Here is an 18,304-nt window from a genome sequence, read left to right on the forward strand (position 1 = left end):
GCACAGAGTTACACAGATTAATCTTTTCTGAGAATATAAAAAAAATCTGTGAAATCTGTGTCATCTGTGGGAGATTAGACTACTTCAGTTTTACAGTAACTGCCTTACCAGCATACTTCACCATCTTGCCCTTAGGCGCCTTGGCGAGGCTGATACCCTGCTGGTTGTTATCACTAACAAGTACGATATTGAAGCGACGCTTCTGGAGCATACCATCAAAAGCACCCTTACGGGCAGCGATAGTAATGGTCTTCTGAGCATCATTATACTTGAAGTCGATCATAGCATACTTACCCTTCTCGTAGTTGTAGTTGGTTCCCTCATCCTCATAGAGTGTATAAGAACCGTCCTTGCCTGCATAGACATAGAGATCGATGAGTTCAGCCTTCTTCTGATCGCTCCACTCCATCTCTGGACCCACAGGAAGAATAGAACCCTCTGGAACAAAGACTGGAATCTTATCGAAAGGCGCATCGGCTACGATAGTCTGTCCACCGGCATAGTGCTTACCTGTATAGAAATCATACCAGCCCTTCTGCTTAGGAAGATAAACATTGCGGCTGTACTTCTGATACTCACCTACAGGACAAGCCATCAAGGCAGAACCGAACATCCACTGGTCTTTGATGTCGTAAACATTGTCATCGCCGTTGAAGTCCATTACCAATCCACGCATCATGGTATAATCCTTGAAGTGAACCATACCCGCCATACTGTAGAGGTAAGGCATCAGACGGTAACGGAGTTTATCGTATGCAACAATGGTCTTATAAGCCGGATGATCTGCCGGAGCAATGTTCCAGACCTCACGGGTAGGCCACTGGCCATGAGTACGATAAAGAGGTACGAAGCAACCGAACTGGTTCCAACGCGCCTGCAACTCGCGCCATTCCTTCAAGTCTGCATTCTCCTTACCGGTCTTATCAAATTCCTGCTGGGCAGCAACATAACGGTTTTCTACACAGAAACCGCCCTGGTCCATTCCCCAGAAAGGAAGACCTGCCATAGAATAGTTCAAGCCGGCTGTCATCTGGGCACGCATATCTTCCCAACGGGTAGCGATGTCGCCCGACCAGGTAGCTGTACTGTAGCGCTGCTCACCGGCAAAACCGGAACGGGTCAGGAGGAAGACACGTTGGTTAGGGTTCACGCTGCGCTGTCCGTTATAGATAGCATCAGCATTCACGATGCTGTAAGCATTGAAATATTCGGTAGATGTACCCAGAGCTGTAGGACCTGAAAGTGCCTTGCGGTACCACATCGGAGTACAGTCGCGAACGTTTGGCTCAGATGCATCCATCCACCAGGCATCGATTCCGAACTTATACTTGGTATAAAGATTCTCGTCCATCTGGCGCCAGAACATCTTGCGGGCACCATCTGAATAAGCATCATAGAATGAACCGCGGAAGCCGAGCCAGTCGTGAATATCATCCTTGATAGCCTGATGATACATCCAGCCCTTGCTGTCGAGTTCCTTATAGTTCTTGACAGTATCATAGAACTTAGGCCATACTGAAATCATGAATCTTCCGTTCATCGCGTGTACGCTGTCGAGCATCGCCTGTGGATTAGGATAACGTGCCGCCTCAAACTCATGGCTTCCCCATGAATCGAGCTTCCAGTAGTTCCAGTCCTGAACGATATTGTCTACAGGAATCTTCAGATCGCGGAACTTCTTCAGGTTCTCTTCGATGTCCTTGCTGCTCTGATAGCGCTCACGACTCTGCCAGAAACCGAGTGTCCACTTAGGATAGAGCGAAGCCTTACCTGTCAAAGTACGGTAGCCTGAGATTACCTCATCGAGATTCTGACCTGCGATGAAGTAATAGTCCATATCCGGTGACATCTCACTCCAGATGCTCAACTGGTTCTTCTCTGCCTCAGAACGAGGAGCTGCTACGCGAAGACCGCAGTAAGAAACATCACCATCAGGCTGCCACTCGATACGGATAGGAGTCTTTACGCCCTTCGTGATAGGAGTTTCAAACTTATAAGAGTTCGGATTCCAGGCTGTACGCCAGCGCTCAGGCACTACCAGTTTGCCGTCGATATAAATCTTCATGTAGCCGGCATAATAGAGGATAAACTGATAGAAGCTGTTGGTTGGAGCTTCCACATAACCCTCGTACACCACCTTGGAGCCATTCAGGGCGAAACCCTTTGGCAGGTTCTGAATACCACCCTTGTCGGTCTGGTTGCAAACCTCAGAAGCCTCAGGCATTGCATACTCAAAGTAAATGCTATCTTCGCCTCGAACAATCTTCTGACCGTTCTTATCCACATAAGTACCTGTCAACTGACCTTCCTTACCATCTTTATCATAGAGTTTGAAGGCACGGTTCAGCTGGAGATAATCTTCCGGATTACCCCAACGGCAATAAGAATAAGAATCCCAGAGGATACCATAGTTTTTATTAGAGATGACGAAAGGCACACTCACCTTGGTATTATACTGGAAGAGGTCTTCGTTCTTACCCTTCATGTTGAGTTCCTCACTCTGATGCTGACCGAGACCATAGAACGCCTCGTTATCAGGAGAGTTGAAGAGCGCACGCCATGACCATCCATGCTTCTGTGCTTCAGGAACCTTGGCAATGTCTACACCGATTTCACGGTCAGGCACAGTGAAAGGCTTGAAAGTCTTTCCGCCCTGAGCCACCTCATTGAGAAGGACATTGTCTTTCAAGTCATAGAAAGTAATCTGACCCGTAGCCTCGTTCATGACAGCACGCATGGCTGCAGTGGTAATGATGAGATTGTCTCCCTGCTCTTCCACCTTATAGTTTGCCTTGCTGTTTTGAGGCACAATAATCAGACTCTGTTTGTTACGGAAACTCTGTTCGGCTGTAGCCTGAACACGGATAATCTTATCGCTCACCACCTGGAGGCGAATCTGACTAGGACCAAAATTCTGGTGTTGCTTCAACTGAACAGTGAGATAATTACCATTCTGGTTGAAACCTGCTGCCTGCATGCCTGTGGCACTCATCAGCAGCACTGCTGAAATCAATAATGTTTTAGTTAGTCTCATTTTATACGTTTAAAGGAAAGTTTAAAAATCTGCGGCAAAGATACGAGAAAATTCCCGTATCTTTGTGCGCAAATGTTTTATGTATGTGTATAAAATGTTAATCAGATGCGTAAATTACTCTGATTCTGATAGATTCTTACGATATTGAGACGGCGTAACGCCATACGCGTCTTGGAAGTATTTAGTGAAATAACGTGGATTATTGAATCCCACCTTATAGGCTATTTCACTGATGTTCAAGTCGCCCGAGCGCAGCAGATGCTCTGCAAATTTGATACGCTTGGTTCTGAGATACTCAGAAGGTGTAATACCCGTCAGCGAAATCATGCGCTTATATAATTGTACGCGTGAAATGCAAAGATGAGTACTGAGCGATTCTACCGATGTTTCAGGATTGCTCATATGATCGCGGATATAAGCATTCACCTCATCTATAAATTTGCGGTCGGCCTCTGTTATTACATATTCTGTGCTCACATTCTTGCGTTTCTTCAAGAGGTTCAGAATACAGAGATTCAACATATCAATATCGAATGGTTTGGCAATATACTCGTCAGCACCACACTTCAGACTTTCCTTGCGCTGCTCATCTCCCATACGGGCTGAGAGCATGATGAAAGGTATGGCTGTTGTTTCGTCATTGTCCTTACACATCCGGCAGAGTTCGTTACCATCCATCACAGGCATCATCACATCGCTCAGGATGATATCAGGACGACGGTCGATGATCTTGTTCCAAGCATCCTGACCATTGACAGCCTCAACAACCGTATAGTCTGTCAATACTTCGTTCATAAACTCACGGAAGTCCTCACTGTCGTCAACGAGGAGCACTACCGGCTTCTTGATCATCGATTCTCCAGGCTGATGCGCATGTTTACTCATTCCGTAGAGAACGTTCTTACCTGCATCCGGATCCTCATCAGTAGCCTGATGCACCGTTGTTATGATAGGTGCTGCACGCAGCGAACCGAGATGTGCCGTAGAATTAGAGGTGGTACTGCTCTCTATCGGAAGGTCAACCATAAAGATGGTTTCTCCGCTTGGATTATCAGTAACATCTACTTTACCGCCATGCAGTTCGGCAAACTTCTTTACCAGGTTCAAACCGATTCCGCTACCACCCTGTGGTTGCATTTCAGTACCATTGACCTGATAGAAACGCTCAAACACATGTTCCTTCTCCTTATCGCTGATGCCCTTGCCAGTATCAGATACTGAGATGCGGAGCATATCCGAATCCTTGTCTCCTACACGCTGGCGGAGTGCAACACTCAGAGAAACGGTGATAAATCCGCCATCTGGCGTAAACTTGTAGGCATTGCTCAAGAGGTTATTCACGATTTTTCCTACCTTATCAGCATCAAACGACATCTGCAGACTAGGCACCGTAGAATCGAAGGCAAGCGTTACTTTGCTGTTTGCCAAAGTACGGAACGAAGTACAGATATTGTCAACGAAGCTCACGATGTCGATATGCGACAGGGTAAGTTTTTCCTTATTCTGGTCTATCTTGCGGAAGTCGAGAATCTGGTTTACCAGATTGAGCAAACGGGTAGCATTGCGATGAATCATCTCCAGCTTTCTGCGTTTACTTTCATCTCTTTCTTCTCTAATCATATTGACCAGCGGCGAGATAATCAAGGTGAGCGGAGTACGGAGTTCGTGGCTCACATTGGTGAAGAAGTTGAGTTTGAGTTCATTCAACTCCTTAGTCTTCTTGATACTGTCTTCCTTGCTCTGGAGTTCGAATTTTACACGTTGCTTTTCGAGCATACGTTTACGGTAGAGATAGAAAGCTACACCTATTAATATAATATATACGATAATCGCCCATATAGAGAGATAGAAAGGTGGCTGAATATGAATCTTCAGCGTGCTCACCTCTTCGCTCACACTACCATCAGCATTCACCACCTTTGCCTCCAGGACATAGCTGCCTGAAGAGAGATTGGTAAAGGTAGCCTCCGGACGTCCCTCAGGAGTCAGCATCCATTTGTCATCAAGTCCCTTCATGCGATAGAGGAAACGGCAACGGGCAGGAATACTTACCTGGTCGGAAGCAAACTGTATGGTAAACGCCTTGTCCTTATAACTGAGATCCAGTTCAGGATGAGTATCGAGCGATTTTTCCAGAGGCACTCTTCCCTCAAACTCCTCACCTGCCTTCAGCGGATGATCGAAGAGTACGAAACCGCTGAACAAGACATGTGCATGTTTCTGGGCAGGAAGAATCTTGGCAGGATTGATGATATTAATACCATCCTGTCCACCGATGGCGATGGCTCCATTTCTCATCAGACAGGCAGAACGTTGGTTAAACTGGCGGCTCTGCAAGCCATCGAGCGAATTGAAGCTGATCATCGTAATGTCCCATTTGCCCTGATTGTTCTTGGTCAGCGTAACACGGGTAACGATAAATTCAGAAACCAGCCAGATGTTATGCTGCTTATCTTCGAGCACCATACAGCCTACCGTGCCCTGCGTACCATTGAGGTCATTGATTGACTCCAACTGTCCTGAAGCCTCATCATACATGGTGACACCCGCAGGCGAAGCCATCCACAAGATGCCTCGACTATCCTTCATCATGTAATTCAGGGAAGGACTCGGGAAAGGCTGTCCGTCCTTGGTTGTATTCACATTGGTTACCTTTCGGGTTCCGAAATTAAAGATAGAATAGTTCTGCGAATGACCTATCAGGATTTCATCTTTATCCGGCAGGAAGAGCGAGTTGATAAAATCGCTGGTAATACCTGAATTCTGAACATTGTAGGTTGTAAACTTACCACTTTCAGGATTATAAATCTGGAAGCCTGAGCCCAAGGTTCCGATAATCAGGCGATGATACGGATCTTCGGCAAGACACCAGACGCTGTTATTGGCAAGTCCGCCAGGAGCTGCCTGAAAACTCTTCCATCTGCCGTTTTTATATTGGGCAAGTCCACCATTGAAGGTTCCGAAATACATCGTACCATCAGCCATGGTTACGCTGCTGACGATAATATCCGAAGCCAGACCGGTTTCAGTCTGTCCGAATCGCCAGCTCTGTCCAGTCAGCGGACTGTAGCATACAATACCGCTATCATTGGTTCCGCACCAGAGATTACCATTCAGATCCTGTGTAATAGTACAGATATCACCAAGTGGAATGGTAGTGAATTTCTGAGCAGCAGGCGAATAATAAGCCACGCCGTTCTTGTAACTACCTACCCAGATAGCTCCCTCATCGTCCACATAAACCTTCTGCAGGGAATTGTCAACAATACTTCCCTTTGCCTCGGTATGAAGATACTGACGGCAGATTTTGCGTTTGAAATCAACAAAGAAAAGACCGTTATGGTCGGAAGCCACCCAAAGATTGCCTGCCTTATCGCGAGCAATATCACGCATCAGAATACGGTTTGGAGAAGGAATAGCAATGCCCATGTTGGTAAGATAAGAACGGGCATCGGTCCATTTTCCGGTCTTAGACTGATACACATAATTGGCATTGCTTACTGAAACCCAGAAACCTCCTATACCATCATAGAAAGTATAGGCGCCATTATCACCGGCAGCCTTATGGGTAGCAAGGAAGGAATTGTACCAGAGAACCTTCTGCTTCTGTCCGTTGACACGGCAGATTGTACCATCATCATAGGTAATGAGCGCATCGCCATCAACCTCGGTAATTTTACTGATGTTTCCCTCTTTCAGACAACCAAGCTGAGCCTTTTTGGTAAATTTAAAAAGGTAGGTATTTTTTGTTTTGGCATTATGATAGTAGAGTCCCTGTCCGTAGACAGCTATCCACATGTTCTTATCCTTATCAATCAGGAGTTTATAAGGAGATCCCTGCACATGGATGTTTTTGAGCCATTCTTCCGGTTTACGGTCAAACTGCTCCTCATCGTATTTGTAAATGCTGTAGCCCACAGAGGTGTGCACCCAGATATTTCCATCATAGTCTTGCTGGAGTTCGTCTACCGTATTGTTAGGCAGCGACTTATCATCAGTATTGCTATAATAGAAAGTTTTCATACGGAAGCCGTCAAAGCGGCACAGTCCTGACTGGGTACCGAACCAGATGTAGCCTCTGGTGTCCTTGAGGATAGCCCGCACCTGACTGTTCGTAAGTCCATCGTGATTGGTGAGGCTGCTGAATTCTACGTTTTCATAGGCAGCCCACGCCCTACCCGGCTGCATGAGCAGCAAGAGCAGAAACAGCACGATGGCATGTTTGAAGTAGTTTTGTTTTTTATTCATCATAATTGTAGGTTTATTATGTATTATCTAAAAAGATTTTTTTCAGTAAATAGGAATTATTTCACGTCGTTCTTCTCAGAGCTTTCACGTATTTTCAGAATCATCGGAACCACTTTCTTATAGATTTTCTCATCACCATTGATACTTCTCATGAGAAGATCGCAGGCTGTGGTTCCCTGTTCGTGCGCCTTGTCCATGATAGCCGAGAGTTTCGGCGTAACGAAGGCAGCAGTATCACCATCGGTAAAACCGATGATAGCAACATCCTCTGGTATGCGGAGCCCTTTTTCCTTGATAGCATCGAAGGCGGCATAGGTGATTATGTCGTTAAAGGCGAGGATGGCATCAGGTCTGTCCTCCTTTTCGAGGAGACGGAGGGTAGCGTTTCGGGCCACATCGAAATCGATTCTGTCGCAGACAACGAGGTCGCGGTCGATAGGGATGCGGTTCTCTCTCAGCGCCTCCAGATAACCGTGTTTTCTGCGGCGCACCATATCAAGATGGTTTGGACCGCCGATGAAGGCGATGCGGCGCGAACCGGTATCTATCATATGCTGGGTAGCCTCCTGGGCAGCAACATCACCATTGCCTACTACCTGGGAGAACTTATCTTCTAAGCAACAACGGGCAAAGAACACCAGTGGAACTCCCATCTTATGCAACTGCTCGAAGTGAGAATAGTCGACCGTATCCTGTGCCAGGCAGGCGATGATGCCTTCTACATGCATATTCAGGAAGTTTTCTACCGCTCTCTTCTCGTGTTCTGTATTCTCGTGGCTATTGGCGCTGATCACCGAATAACCATTCCTTACGGCATAATCTTCTATACCATCCAGCACGGCAGCATAATAATGGGTCACCAAGTTTGGCACAATCACGCCAATCACCCTTGGTGCTTCTTTTCTGAGGCTCTGCGCAAAGGGGTTTGGGCGATAATTGAGCTCCTTGGCAAGGCTTTTCACCTTTTGAGTCATCTCCTCTCCCACTTCATGGCTGTTGCGCAAGGCTCTTGATACGGTTGCGATGCTGACGCCAAGTCGGTCGGCGAGGTCTTTCAAAGATGTTCTTCGTTGTTTCATTTGTTAGTTTACGCTTTATAGACATACATTTTTGTATCCACAAATTCTGCATATTTTGTCTTTCCGACTGCAAAGTTAGTGAATTCTTTGCAAAGATAACAATTTCTTTCGAAAACGCAAACGTTTACGTTATTATTTTTCTGAAAAAATTTATTTTATAAGAAAAAAACTCGTATTTTTGCAAACTGAAAAGTAATGAATAGTTGATAATAAGTTAGTTAGAAACAAGCGTGGGTTTGGAATGTCGGGAGACAATCCAAACTCTTTTTTTTATGTCCCGATGCCAACAGATTACCTGCCAGGATACAAAAACAGGATACAAAAAAAGATGAGGGCAAATACTGAATACTGCCCCCATCTGATATGGTTATTTCTGCTTAAAAACAAATTTCTTCTGCCCCGGATAGTTTACGAATATCGCTACCAGCAGAGACACAATACTCTTCGGAATCATGTAATGCAACTGAATATGCTCGTGCGCATTCAGAAATTCGGTCAGAGCAATGGTGCCGCCTGAATTGAGCATCCAGCTGATGCCCCAGATGATAAAATAGCGCCAGGCTACACTCTTTTTCTTGCTCTTGGAATCGCCGAACACATAGCGGTAATTCAGAATGCAGTTGGTAATGCCGCCACTTATCACTCCCAGCGCATTGGCAAGTCCATAATAAATGCCAATGATATCTGAGAGGAAGAATGCCAGTCCGAAGTCTATCACAGAGGCGCAGGAGGCAGTCAGTTCTGCCTTGCCGAAGGTTACGAGTTCTTCTTTAATCTTGCCCATATTCTCTTGGATTCCATTAGCAGTACGCCTACTATCGTAGTAAGAATACCCAACATGACATCGATGATATAATGATGACCGGAATAGACTGCCGTCCACCAGATTCCCAGACAGATGCAGGCGAAGAGCACCACCGTATACCAGCGTTTACGGCTCATCACTGCATAAATCGTGGTGAGGAACATATAGGCAGCATGCAGACTAGGCACGGCAGCAAAGACATTGGCATTCTTGCCATAGAGTCCGTGGAACACGTGCAGTCCGGTCATTTCGTCCCATCTGCCCAGGCCAGCCACATTGCCCGGTGTATTGAGCACAGCCTTGAAGCCATAGTTCATCGCATACCAGGGCGGAGCAGCCGGATAGATGTAGTAGCCGATAAAGCCGATGATATTCACCAGCAGGAAAGCCCAGGAGAAACGTCTGAACCATTTAAGCTGTTTCGTAAGATACAGATAAAGGGCAAAGGCGATAGGCACCGGAACCCAGCAGAGATAGAAGATGCCTGCCCAGAAATCGGCAAAACCGCAATGGTGAACCTTGAAGTATTCGCCCGGAATCATCAGCTGGCTATGGTCGGCTACGGCTTGCAGTTCTGCGCTGGATGAAGCAGCAATGCCGAAGAGCGACTTTTCTGCATGATAGAGATTCGCCACGTCAATATCGTTCACCATATAGTTAGGATAAAGGCGCATCGAATCGTAGATGATTCCAAAGAGGAACCAAGGCAGAAAATAGAAGGCAAAACGGCGTGTCTTCTTCCAGGCTGCGAGTACCGCCAGGAGGATAATCAGATAGATACTAAACACTTTTTTCTACTTTTTATTGATAGAACTTGAGTTTATTATTTATGAGCGTTCATCACAACATAACAATGCCAGATGCGCCAGAAAGCGGTGATGTTTGCCAGAACGGCAATCAGAATCATGCCGCCAGCCAGCCACCAGATATTGCCTGTAAAGCCGGTAATCATCGCAGTAACGGCAGTAACGACAACGCGCTCAGGACGCTGCATGAAACCTACCTTGCACTCAATATCCAAGCCCTCAGCACGGGCACGGACATAACTTACCATCACAGAACCGATCATCGCTGCAAAGGTGACTACGCCCATCCAGAACCAGGTCATATCGCCCTGCATACGTACGAAGATGAGGCAGATGCCAAAGAGACTTACCAGTTCGCTGTAGCGGTCGAGTGTAGAATCCCAGAGTGCACCGAAGAGACTGCTCTTGCCGCTCATACGTGCCAATCGGCCATCCATCATATCGAAGAGACCGGCTGCCAGGATGATGAATCCACCCCATCCTACAGTAACCATGCAAGATGCATAGTCAGCCTGCTCAGTTCCGAGCTTCCATGCAGCATCGAGGAAGAAACCGGCTGCCACAATATTGCCCAGGAATCCTACGAAGGTAACAATGTTAGGAGTAATACCTACTGCTATCATCCCCTTGATAAGTGGATTGATGATGGCATAGATAACTTTTTGTAAGAAATCTCTATAATTCATATTTTTATCTATTTTTTATTGTCTGTTTAAGAAATGTATGCTTAAGAAAACGCTTGCTTAAGAATTTGTCTGCTTTAAGAAATGCCAGACTAGATGATTCCAGCCGAAACCAGTATGATTTTGATGATGATTAAAGAAACGGCAGCATAGAAGCCGCCCAGCAGATCATCTGCCATCACATAGAAGGCGCCCTGCCTGTTATCCAGTTTCTTAATGCCCAGCGGTTTCACCATATCAAAGAAGCGGAAGAGGACAAGTGCCACCAATGCCCACCACCAGGCATCTTTCACTTCGCCCTGTGCCGTAAGCGGGGTCAGCAACGACAGGGGAATCCACACGCCAGCCATCTCGTCGATGACCACACGGCTGGGATCCTCGCCCCAGTAAGGCTGCAACTGCGCTGTTGCCCAAGTGCCCAGAATAGTAGAAACAATGACGAGAAAGAAGGTGATACTCTGCAGACTCTCGCCCGTAATACCGAGTCCGTAAGCCAGGGCTGCCCAGATGAGGGTTGCCAATACAGAGCCAGCCGTTCCCGGTCCCCAAGGCCAGAAGCCACTGCCGAAACCGGTGCCTATGATGACGGGCAGCAGTGGAGGCCGCTCGTCAGTAAGATTTCCCTTGTTATTCATTCTCTTAATGTTTAATAAGCCCGCAGAAGGGCGTTTCTTCTTTAAATTTCAGTGTGCAAAATTACGCTAAAAAATTAAATTAACCAAATAGTTTTCTTATATTTTTCGGAATTTCATCATATATTGACAGATAAACAGGTGAAATAGAGCAATATGAAGGGGTTTTATACCACTCAGGCTCGCACGGCGAAGAGCAAGAACAGGCAGCAGAAGGAACTGCATGGAAGCCTTTTTCTGAAAATCTCATAAAAAACTGAAATAATGAATAGGTTTTTGCGTCTATTTACGAATAATGTTATAACTTTGCATCCTGAAAGATTAAATCATGGGCTTGAAGCCCCTATATATAATAAGGTATAAAAAATGAAAGGTATTAAAAAGTTGTATTTTACAGTCATCCTTCTGATGATTTCTACACTTCAGATGATGGCTCAGCAGAAGATAACAGGCCGTGTCATCGATGACGACGGTTTTGCCGTACCGTATGCAAGCGTGCAATACAAAGGACATAAAATCGCGGTTTCCAGCAACGGAGAAGGTAAGTTTACCATTGATAAGAAGCCGGGACTCATGCTCACCGTAAGCGCACTGAGCTACAAGAGTACATCGGTGAAGGTTGACGAAAAGACCAACTTCCTGGAAATCAAACTGAAAGACGATACGCACAAACTTACCGAAGTGGTGGTAAAATCGAAAAAAGGCCGCTACAAGCGTAAGGATAATCCTGCCGTAGAACTGATGCGCCGCGTGATTGCAGCCAAGAAAAAGAGCGATCTGAGCAACCACGACTATGTGCAATATGATAAGTATCAGAAGATTACACTCGCGCTCAACGACCTGAAGAAGGAACAGCTCGAAAGCAAGTTCTTCCAGCGCCGCCAGTATCTCCTCGACCAGGTAGAAACCTCTCCATACAACGGAAAGCTCACCCTGCCTGTCAGCATCGACGAAACTGTTTCACAGCATATTTACCGCAAAGATCCGAAGACCGAAAAGGACATCATCAAGGGTCAGCAGAGCAATGGAATCGGACAGGTAATCCAGACCGGAGAGATTCTCAACACCGCCCTGAAAGAGGTGTTCACCGATGTAGACATCTACGATGATTACGTGCGCCTGCTGCAGTATCCATTCCCATCTCCTATCGGCAGAACTGCCATCAGCTTCTACCATTATTACATCGAAGATACGGTGTATGTAGAAAGAGACCTCTGCTACCATCTGCAGTTTATCCCAGCCAACAGCCAGGACTTCGGATTCCGAGGCGAGCTCTATGTGCTTGCCGACAGCAGCCTGCACGTGAAGAAATGTAACCTCTACATGCCTCACAACAGCGATGTAAACTGGGTTACTGACATGAAGATTGAACAGGAGTACACCAAGCTCGACAACGGCGAGTGGGTGCTCTCTAAAGACGATATGATAGCCGAACTGCACGTCAACAAGCTCCTTCAGGACCTGCTGGTGGTGCGAAACACGCGAATCACCGATTATGCCTTCGATGCCTTGCCGAAGCAGCTCTTCAAGGGCAAGGCGAAGATCAGGCACGATATGGATGCGATGAACCGCGATGAGGCTTACTGGAACAAATACCGACAAGTGGACCTCACGAAGAGCGAATCTTCGATGGACAGCTTTATCCACCGCATGGAGAACTCCAAGGGATTCAAATACATCATCTTCGGTGTGAGAGCCCTGATGGAGAACTATGTGGAAGTGGCTCATACCAAGGGCAAAAAGGTAACGGTGAAAGACAGTCTGGGTGTTGAAAGAGACAGCATCATCAACGACCGCCGCAGCCTCTTCGACCTCGGACCTATCAACACGTTCCTCTCCAACAACTACGTAGACGGCGTGCGCCTGCGTCTGGCGGGCAGAACGATGGCAGCCCTCAACCCTCACTTCTTCTGGGATGGTTACGGCGCCTACGGTCTGAAGAGCAACAAGTGGTATTACGGCCATGTGCTCACCTATTCGTTCAACAAGAAGAAGAACAGTCCGTTCGAGTTCCCGATGCGCAAGCTTACCTTCGAGCTGGGGCATGATATTACATCTCCATCCGATGATAACCTGCTGCACAACAAGGACAACTTCTTCATGACCCTCCGTGCCACCACGCAGGACCAGATGTATCAGTATCACCGCCAGAAGGTGACTTTCACCTACGAAACCGACTGGGGTTTCCGCTTCGACACCAGCCTCCGCTGGCAGAGCAACCGCACCGTGGGCAATCTCCACTACTACAGGGTGAGCGACGGCGAGGAAATACGCAAGATACGCACCACTGAGGCGAGTGTAGGCTTAGATTACAACCCGGGTGTCACCTATGTCAACACCAAGCAGCAGCGCCTGCCTATCAACCTCGACAGTCCTGAAATCTCGCTTCGCCACACCATGGGCTTAGACGGATTCATGGGCGGCCAGTATCAGAGCAACCTCACCACGCTGGGCATTTACAAGCGCCAGTGGCTGGGAAGTTTCGGCTATATGGATTTCAACATCGTGGGCAAGGCGCAGTGGAGCAAAGTGCCTTTCACCATGCTCATCCAGCCACCGGTCAACCTCTCTCTCTTCGAGCAGGAGGCAACCATCAGCATGATGAAGGACTGGGAGTTCCTGAGCGACCGCCAGCTGTTCTGGTCAGTAGCCTGGGATATGAACGGCAAGCTGCTCAACCGCATTCCGCTCATCAAGAAGCTGAAGTGGCGTGAATATGTAGCCATCAAGGGAGTTTGGGGCGATTTGACCAGCAAGAACGACCCGAGCAAGAACATCAATGATGAGAAGCTCTTCAAGTTCCCTACCAACTCCTATACCTTTGGCAAGACGCCATACTGGGAGTTTGTAGCCGGCGTGCACAACATCTTCAAGTTCTTCGGAATAGATTATGTTCGCCGCCTCAACTATTATGACCATGCAAACATTTCAAAATGGGGCATCCGTATGGGTTTCCTCATGTCATTCTAATAAGAAAAAAGATGCCTTGATGCAGTATTTTACTGCATCAAGGCATCTGCGTACATATATAAACAACATATAAGAGAGTAAACACAATGAAGATTCTATTAGCAGACAAACAGGACATCACAAGAGCCGGATTGAGCTATGTGATCAGTAAGATAGAGGGTTTGGAAACCCGGACCATCGAAGACAAGGCAGACCTGATGCTTGCCTTAAAGGAGAATGAGGATACGGTCGTTATACTCGATTATACCCTTTTCGACATCAATGATGCTGCCGAGTTACTTATTTTAAACCAGCGTTTCCCCTATACGCGCTGGCTACTGTTCAGTGAGGATCTGAGCGCCGATTTCGTGAAGATTCTCATCGCCAGCAGTACGCAGTTCAGCGTATTGCTGAAGGAGTGTTCGCTAATGGAAATCAAGGAGGCGATCCGTTTCTGTGTGGCAAGCAACCGTTTTGTCTGCCAGCGCATGATGGAGGTACTTCTGGCTCCGAAACAGGAGGAGCAGGAGAAAATCAACCTCACCAAGACTGAGACAGAGATTCTGAAAGACATTGCGCTGGGAATGACGACGAAAGAAATAGCCGAGAAGCGCTTTTCCAGCTTCCATACGGTCAATACCCACCGCAAGAACATCTTCCGCAAGTTGGGCGTAAACAACGTTCACGAGGCTACGAAATATGCGCTGAGAGCCGGTTTGGTTGATTCGGCAGAATATTATATTTAACTATCAACTTTTCATTGGGGGGTTAACAGGGTTAACAGTTAACAGCTGTTTTTTGCATGGTCCCCCTCGCGTACCTTATTATATAATAATATATATATACTTATTTTTATATAAGTGTGTGGATGGAAGTATGCATTTTTGGGGTGTTAACTGTTAACCTGTTAACCCCCATCTTAATTTTCTCTTTCCAGAGCGCATCTTTTTTCTTGGCAAGCGTCTTATATTAAGACGGAGAAGTGCCTTATATTAAGACAGATAAGAGGCTTAAATGATGACCAGCGGGAGGCTTCAATGATGCTTCACGAGGGGGCAATTAATGCGTCGCGACGGAAGAATTGGTGCGTCGCGATGAAAAAAATATTGCGTCACGACGCAAAAAATAATGCATCGCGATGGAAAAAAACAGCCATTTTACAGCCATTTTTCATCCTATTGCGATGCATTCTTAATTATCTCAACCGGAAAGCTATGAGTTGCTAACCGGAAAGCTATGAGTTGAGAACCACAATACTATGAGTTAGTTTTTTTAACTTTTTAGCCCATTTTCTATCTTATTTACCACTAAACGGCTCAAAACAGAGACTTTTAAATCTTCTTCTTATAGCAGCGATGACGGCGATGCTGTTCGCTCTCCAGATACTGCCACTGGCTCTGAACACCGGTATTGGTCTCCATCTGCGGCATTGCCTCAGCCCATTTAAAGCCATAACGGCGATACTGCTTTATCAGATCGGCAAAAATAAGCGCGTTGGCTCCCTTCTTGCGATATTCCGGAAGAACACCAATCAAGAGCAAATCTACCGTATCCGTCTTGTGCCACTTCAGAACCTTCAGCACCTTCAGCCAACCCGTAGGGAAAAGCTTTCCATCGCCTATCTCGCGCAGCGCATCGGTAAACGAAGGGAAGGAAACACCAAAGGCAACCAGCTTGTTGCCAGCGTTGCCATCTACCACACCCGTTACCAGGTTCAAGTCAGCCTTCTTGATATAAGTATTTACATATTCATCTATCTGCTTCTCCGTAAGCTGCTGGAAATCATAGAGATTTTTGTAAGTCTCGTTCACGATTTCGAACACCTTCCTGCCCATTCCTCCCGAGGTCAGTTCCCGGCGGGTGAACTTATGAACATGCAGATTATATCGGCTCTCTATCATCTGGGCAGTCTTGGCAAACTTAGCCGGCGTCACTTCCGGAATCCTGATGCGGTACTCCAGCCAGTCGTTATCCTTCTCATAGAGCGGATAACTCTCCAGATGCGTCTTGTAATAAGGATAATTGTAATTGATATACATCGTAGACTTCCGGTCGAAGCCCTCGATGAGCAAGCCTTCACGGTCCATATCCGTAAATCCGAGCGGACCTACGCATTCGTTCATTCCCTTGCTCTTGCCCCAGTTTTCTACCGCGCGCAACAAGGCACAGGAAACCGCAACATTATCCACGAAATCGAACCAGCCGAAGCGAACCTGCTTCTTGTTCCACTCTTCGTTGGCACGATGGTTGATAATGGCAGCAATTCTACCTACGATACGAGCCTCGCTGTCAACCGCCAGGAAGTATTGAGCCTCGCAGAATTCGAAGGCAGGATTCTTCTTTGGGTCCAGCGTATTCATCTCGTCGAAACGCAAAAAAGGAATGGCAAACTTATGGCCTCTGTAGAGATCATAATGAAACTGAATGAAGGTTTTCAGCCCTTTTTTAGTCGTTATCGGTATGATTCTTATCTCATCATTCATTAGTCTATTGTTTTATGTATATATATTCAATTGCGGTGCAAAAATACAATAATTTTATGAATAATGCAACTCTTTTCTTATAAATTTATAAAAGTTTGTTCATAATTGTCCAACTTTGTGGATATTTATGTACCTTTGCAGGTTGAAATGCCCCAAAAGAGCATCATAAAGTTATGAAGAAAGAGAAAAGAGACAACTATACGTTCCTCACTCATGCCCCTGTGCATCATGTGATTTTTACGATGGCCATACCAACGATTATCAGTATGCTGTCGACGAGCATGTACAACCTCGCCGACACCTATTTCGTGGGCAGCATCAACACGCAGAGTGTGGCAGCGGTAGGCGTTTCCTTTGCAGCAATGGCTGTTATCCAGGCGATTGGTTTCTTCTTCGGTCACGGAGCGGGCAATTATGTTTCGCGACAGTTGGGCGCCAAGCATACGGAAGAGGCACAGAAGATGGCAACCACGGGCTTTGTGCTGAGTTTTCTTACCGGTCTCCTCATCGCCATTCTGGGTCATCTTTTCCTCACACCGCTCTGTCTTCTGATGGGTTCTACGCCCACCATTCTTCCTTATACAGAGCGCTATCTGGGCATTATCCTGCTGGGTGCTCCCTTTATGACCACCTCGCTTACGCTGAATAATCTGATGCGATTTCAGGGCAATACGATGTATGCGATGAAGGGCATCATGTCGGGTGTGCTGCTCAATCTGATTCTGGCTCCTCTGCTCATCATCTACTTTCAGTTGGGCATTACCGGAGCCGCCGTAGCCACCCTCACCAGCCAGTGTTTCGGCTGCGCCATGCTGTTCTGGATGACGCATAAAGGCGAGAACATCCGCATCCGTCTCAGCAATTTCACCCCTACCCGCGCCTTTGCCAAGGAGATTATCTTCGGCGGAACCCCTTCGCTGTCAAGACAGGGACTGGGAAGTATCGCTACGCTGATGCTCAATGTGGCAGCAGGTGCGTTTGGCGATGCAGCCATTGCGGGCATGAGCATCGTTACCCGCATCTCCTTCTTCACCTATGCGATGGTCATCGGTCTGGGACAGGGATTCCAGCCGCTCTGCGGATTCTGCTACGGCGCCAAACTCTATGGGCGCGTAAAGGAAGCCTTCTTTTTCTGCATCAAATGCGGCACGGTTTTCCTCAGCGTCTGTGCCCTTCTCGGCTTCATCTTCTCAACTTCCATCATCAGCATTTTCCGCGATGATGCAGCGGTTGTAGCCGTAGGTTCGGTGGCTTTGCGATGGCAGGTGCTCAGTTTTCCGCTCGTAGCCAGCATCGTACTCACCAACATGCTGATGCAGACCATCCGTAAACCGGTGAGAGCCAACATCGTAGCGGCAGCACGAAGCGGACTTTTCTTCATTCCGCTCATCTTCATCCTCCCCTATTTCTTCGGACTGCTGGGCGTGGAGATGTGTCAGATGTGGGCAGATTGCTGCTCGTTTGCCGTTGCGGTTCCGATAGCCTGGAGCGCTTTCAGGGATATGAGAAGAGAGCAGATGGAACTTGGGAAAAGCCACTAGAAGATAAGAAGATACTAGAAGATAAGAGAAATACTTGAGATAAG

The 18,304-nt window shown here is 47.0% G+C and carries 11 protein-coding genes; 3 read left to right on the forward strand and 8 right to left on the reverse strand.

Annotated elements, in window-relative coordinates; all coding sequences use genetic code 11:
* Positions 1-79 precede the first annotated feature (79 nt).
* From F7D47_RS11755 to F7D47_RS11785, 7 genes are all read right to left on the reverse strand, one after another.
* Positions 80-3,034, reverse strand: coding sequence for a TIM-barrel domain-containing protein (locus tag F7D47_RS11755; RefSeq protein WP_153095733.1), 2,955 nt, complete (start codon positions 3,032-3,034; stop codon positions 80-82).
* 114 nt (positions 3,035-3,148) lie between these two features.
* Positions 3,149-7,285 (reverse strand): hybrid sensor histidine kinase/response regulator transcription factor, encoded by a 4,137-nt coding sequence (locus F7D47_RS11760; RefSeq protein ID WP_153086275.1) that lies wholly within the window; start codon positions 7,283-7,285, stop codon positions 3,149-3,151.
* Between the two features lie 53 nt (positions 7,286-7,338).
* Complete coding sequence (locus F7D47_RS11765) at positions 7,339-8,361, reverse strand: LacI family DNA-binding transcriptional regulator (protein ID WP_118416365.1); 1,023 nt, start codon at positions 8,359-8,361, stop codon at positions 7,339-7,341.
* 367 nt (positions 8,362-8,728) lie between these two features.
* The gene (locus tag F7D47_RS11770) at positions 8,729-9,145 is read right to left on the reverse strand and encodes a GtrA family protein (protein WP_119226880.1); all 417 of its coding nucleotides are present in this window, start codon (positions 9,143-9,145) and stop codon (positions 8,729-8,731) included.
* Positions 9,118-9,954 carry a phosphatase PAP2 family protein gene (locus F7D47_RS11775; protein ID WP_228113376.1) on the reverse strand — a complete coding sequence of 279 codons (837 nt, stop codon included), beginning with the start codon at positions 9,952-9,954 and terminating at the stop codon, positions 9,118-9,120. Before F7D47_RS11775 ends, F7D47_RS11770 begins: the two co-directional genes overlap by 28 nt.
* 35 nt (positions 9,955-9,989) lie before the next feature.
* Positions 9,990-10,658 carry a CDP-alcohol phosphatidyltransferase family protein gene (locus F7D47_RS11780; RefSeq protein WP_153086274.1) on the reverse strand — a complete coding sequence of 223 codons (669 nt, stop codon included), beginning with the start codon at positions 10,656-10,658 and terminating at the stop codon, positions 9,990-9,992.
* 89 nt (positions 10,659-10,747) lie between these two features.
* Positions 10,748-11,290 (reverse strand): phosphatidylglycerophosphatase A family protein, encoded by a 543-nt coding sequence (locus F7D47_RS11785; RefSeq protein ID WP_006847723.1) that lies wholly within the window; start codon positions 11,288-11,290, stop codon positions 10,748-10,750.
* A gap of 363 nt (positions 11,291-11,653) precedes the next feature.
* Between F7D47_RS11785 and F7D47_RS11790 the strand changes: the two genes are divergently transcribed.
* Together F7D47_RS11790 and F7D47_RS11795 are read left to right on the forward strand one after the other, a co-directional pair.
* Complete coding sequence (locus tag F7D47_RS11790; RefSeq protein WP_228113377.1) at positions 11,654-14,257, forward strand: DUF5686 and carboxypeptidase-like regulatory domain-containing protein; 2,604 nt, start codon at positions 11,654-11,656, stop codon at positions 14,255-14,257.
* A gap of 86 nt (positions 14,258-14,343) precedes the next feature.
* Positions 14,344-14,982: a helix-turn-helix transcriptional regulator gene (locus tag F7D47_RS11795; protein WP_006847727.1), complete on the forward strand. Its 639-nt coding sequence runs from the start codon at positions 14,344-14,346 to the stop codon at positions 14,980-14,982.
* A gap of 585 nt (positions 14,983-15,567) precedes the next feature.
* Here the strand turns inward: F7D47_RS11795 and F7D47_RS11800 are convergent.
* On the reverse strand, positions 15,568-16,719 hold the full coding sequence (locus F7D47_RS11800; protein ID WP_153086273.1) for an N-acetyltransferase: 1,152 nt from the start codon (positions 16,717-16,719) through the stop codon (positions 15,568-15,570).
* Between the two features lie 173 nt (positions 16,720-16,892).
* Here F7D47_RS11800 and F7D47_RS11805 point away from each other — a divergent pair, with 173 nt between their 5' ends.
* Positions 16,893-18,260, forward strand: a complete 1,368-nt coding sequence (locus F7D47_RS11805) for an MATE family efflux transporter (RefSeq protein WP_153086272.1) — start codon at positions 16,893-16,895, stop codon at positions 18,258-18,260.
* The last annotated feature ends 44 nt before the right edge of the window (positions 18,261-18,304 follow it).

The organism is Segatella copri, from assembly GCF_009494835.1.
Taxonomy (GTDB): Bacteria; Bacteroidota; Bacteroidia; order Bacteroidales; family Bacteroidaceae; genus Prevotella; species Prevotella copri_F.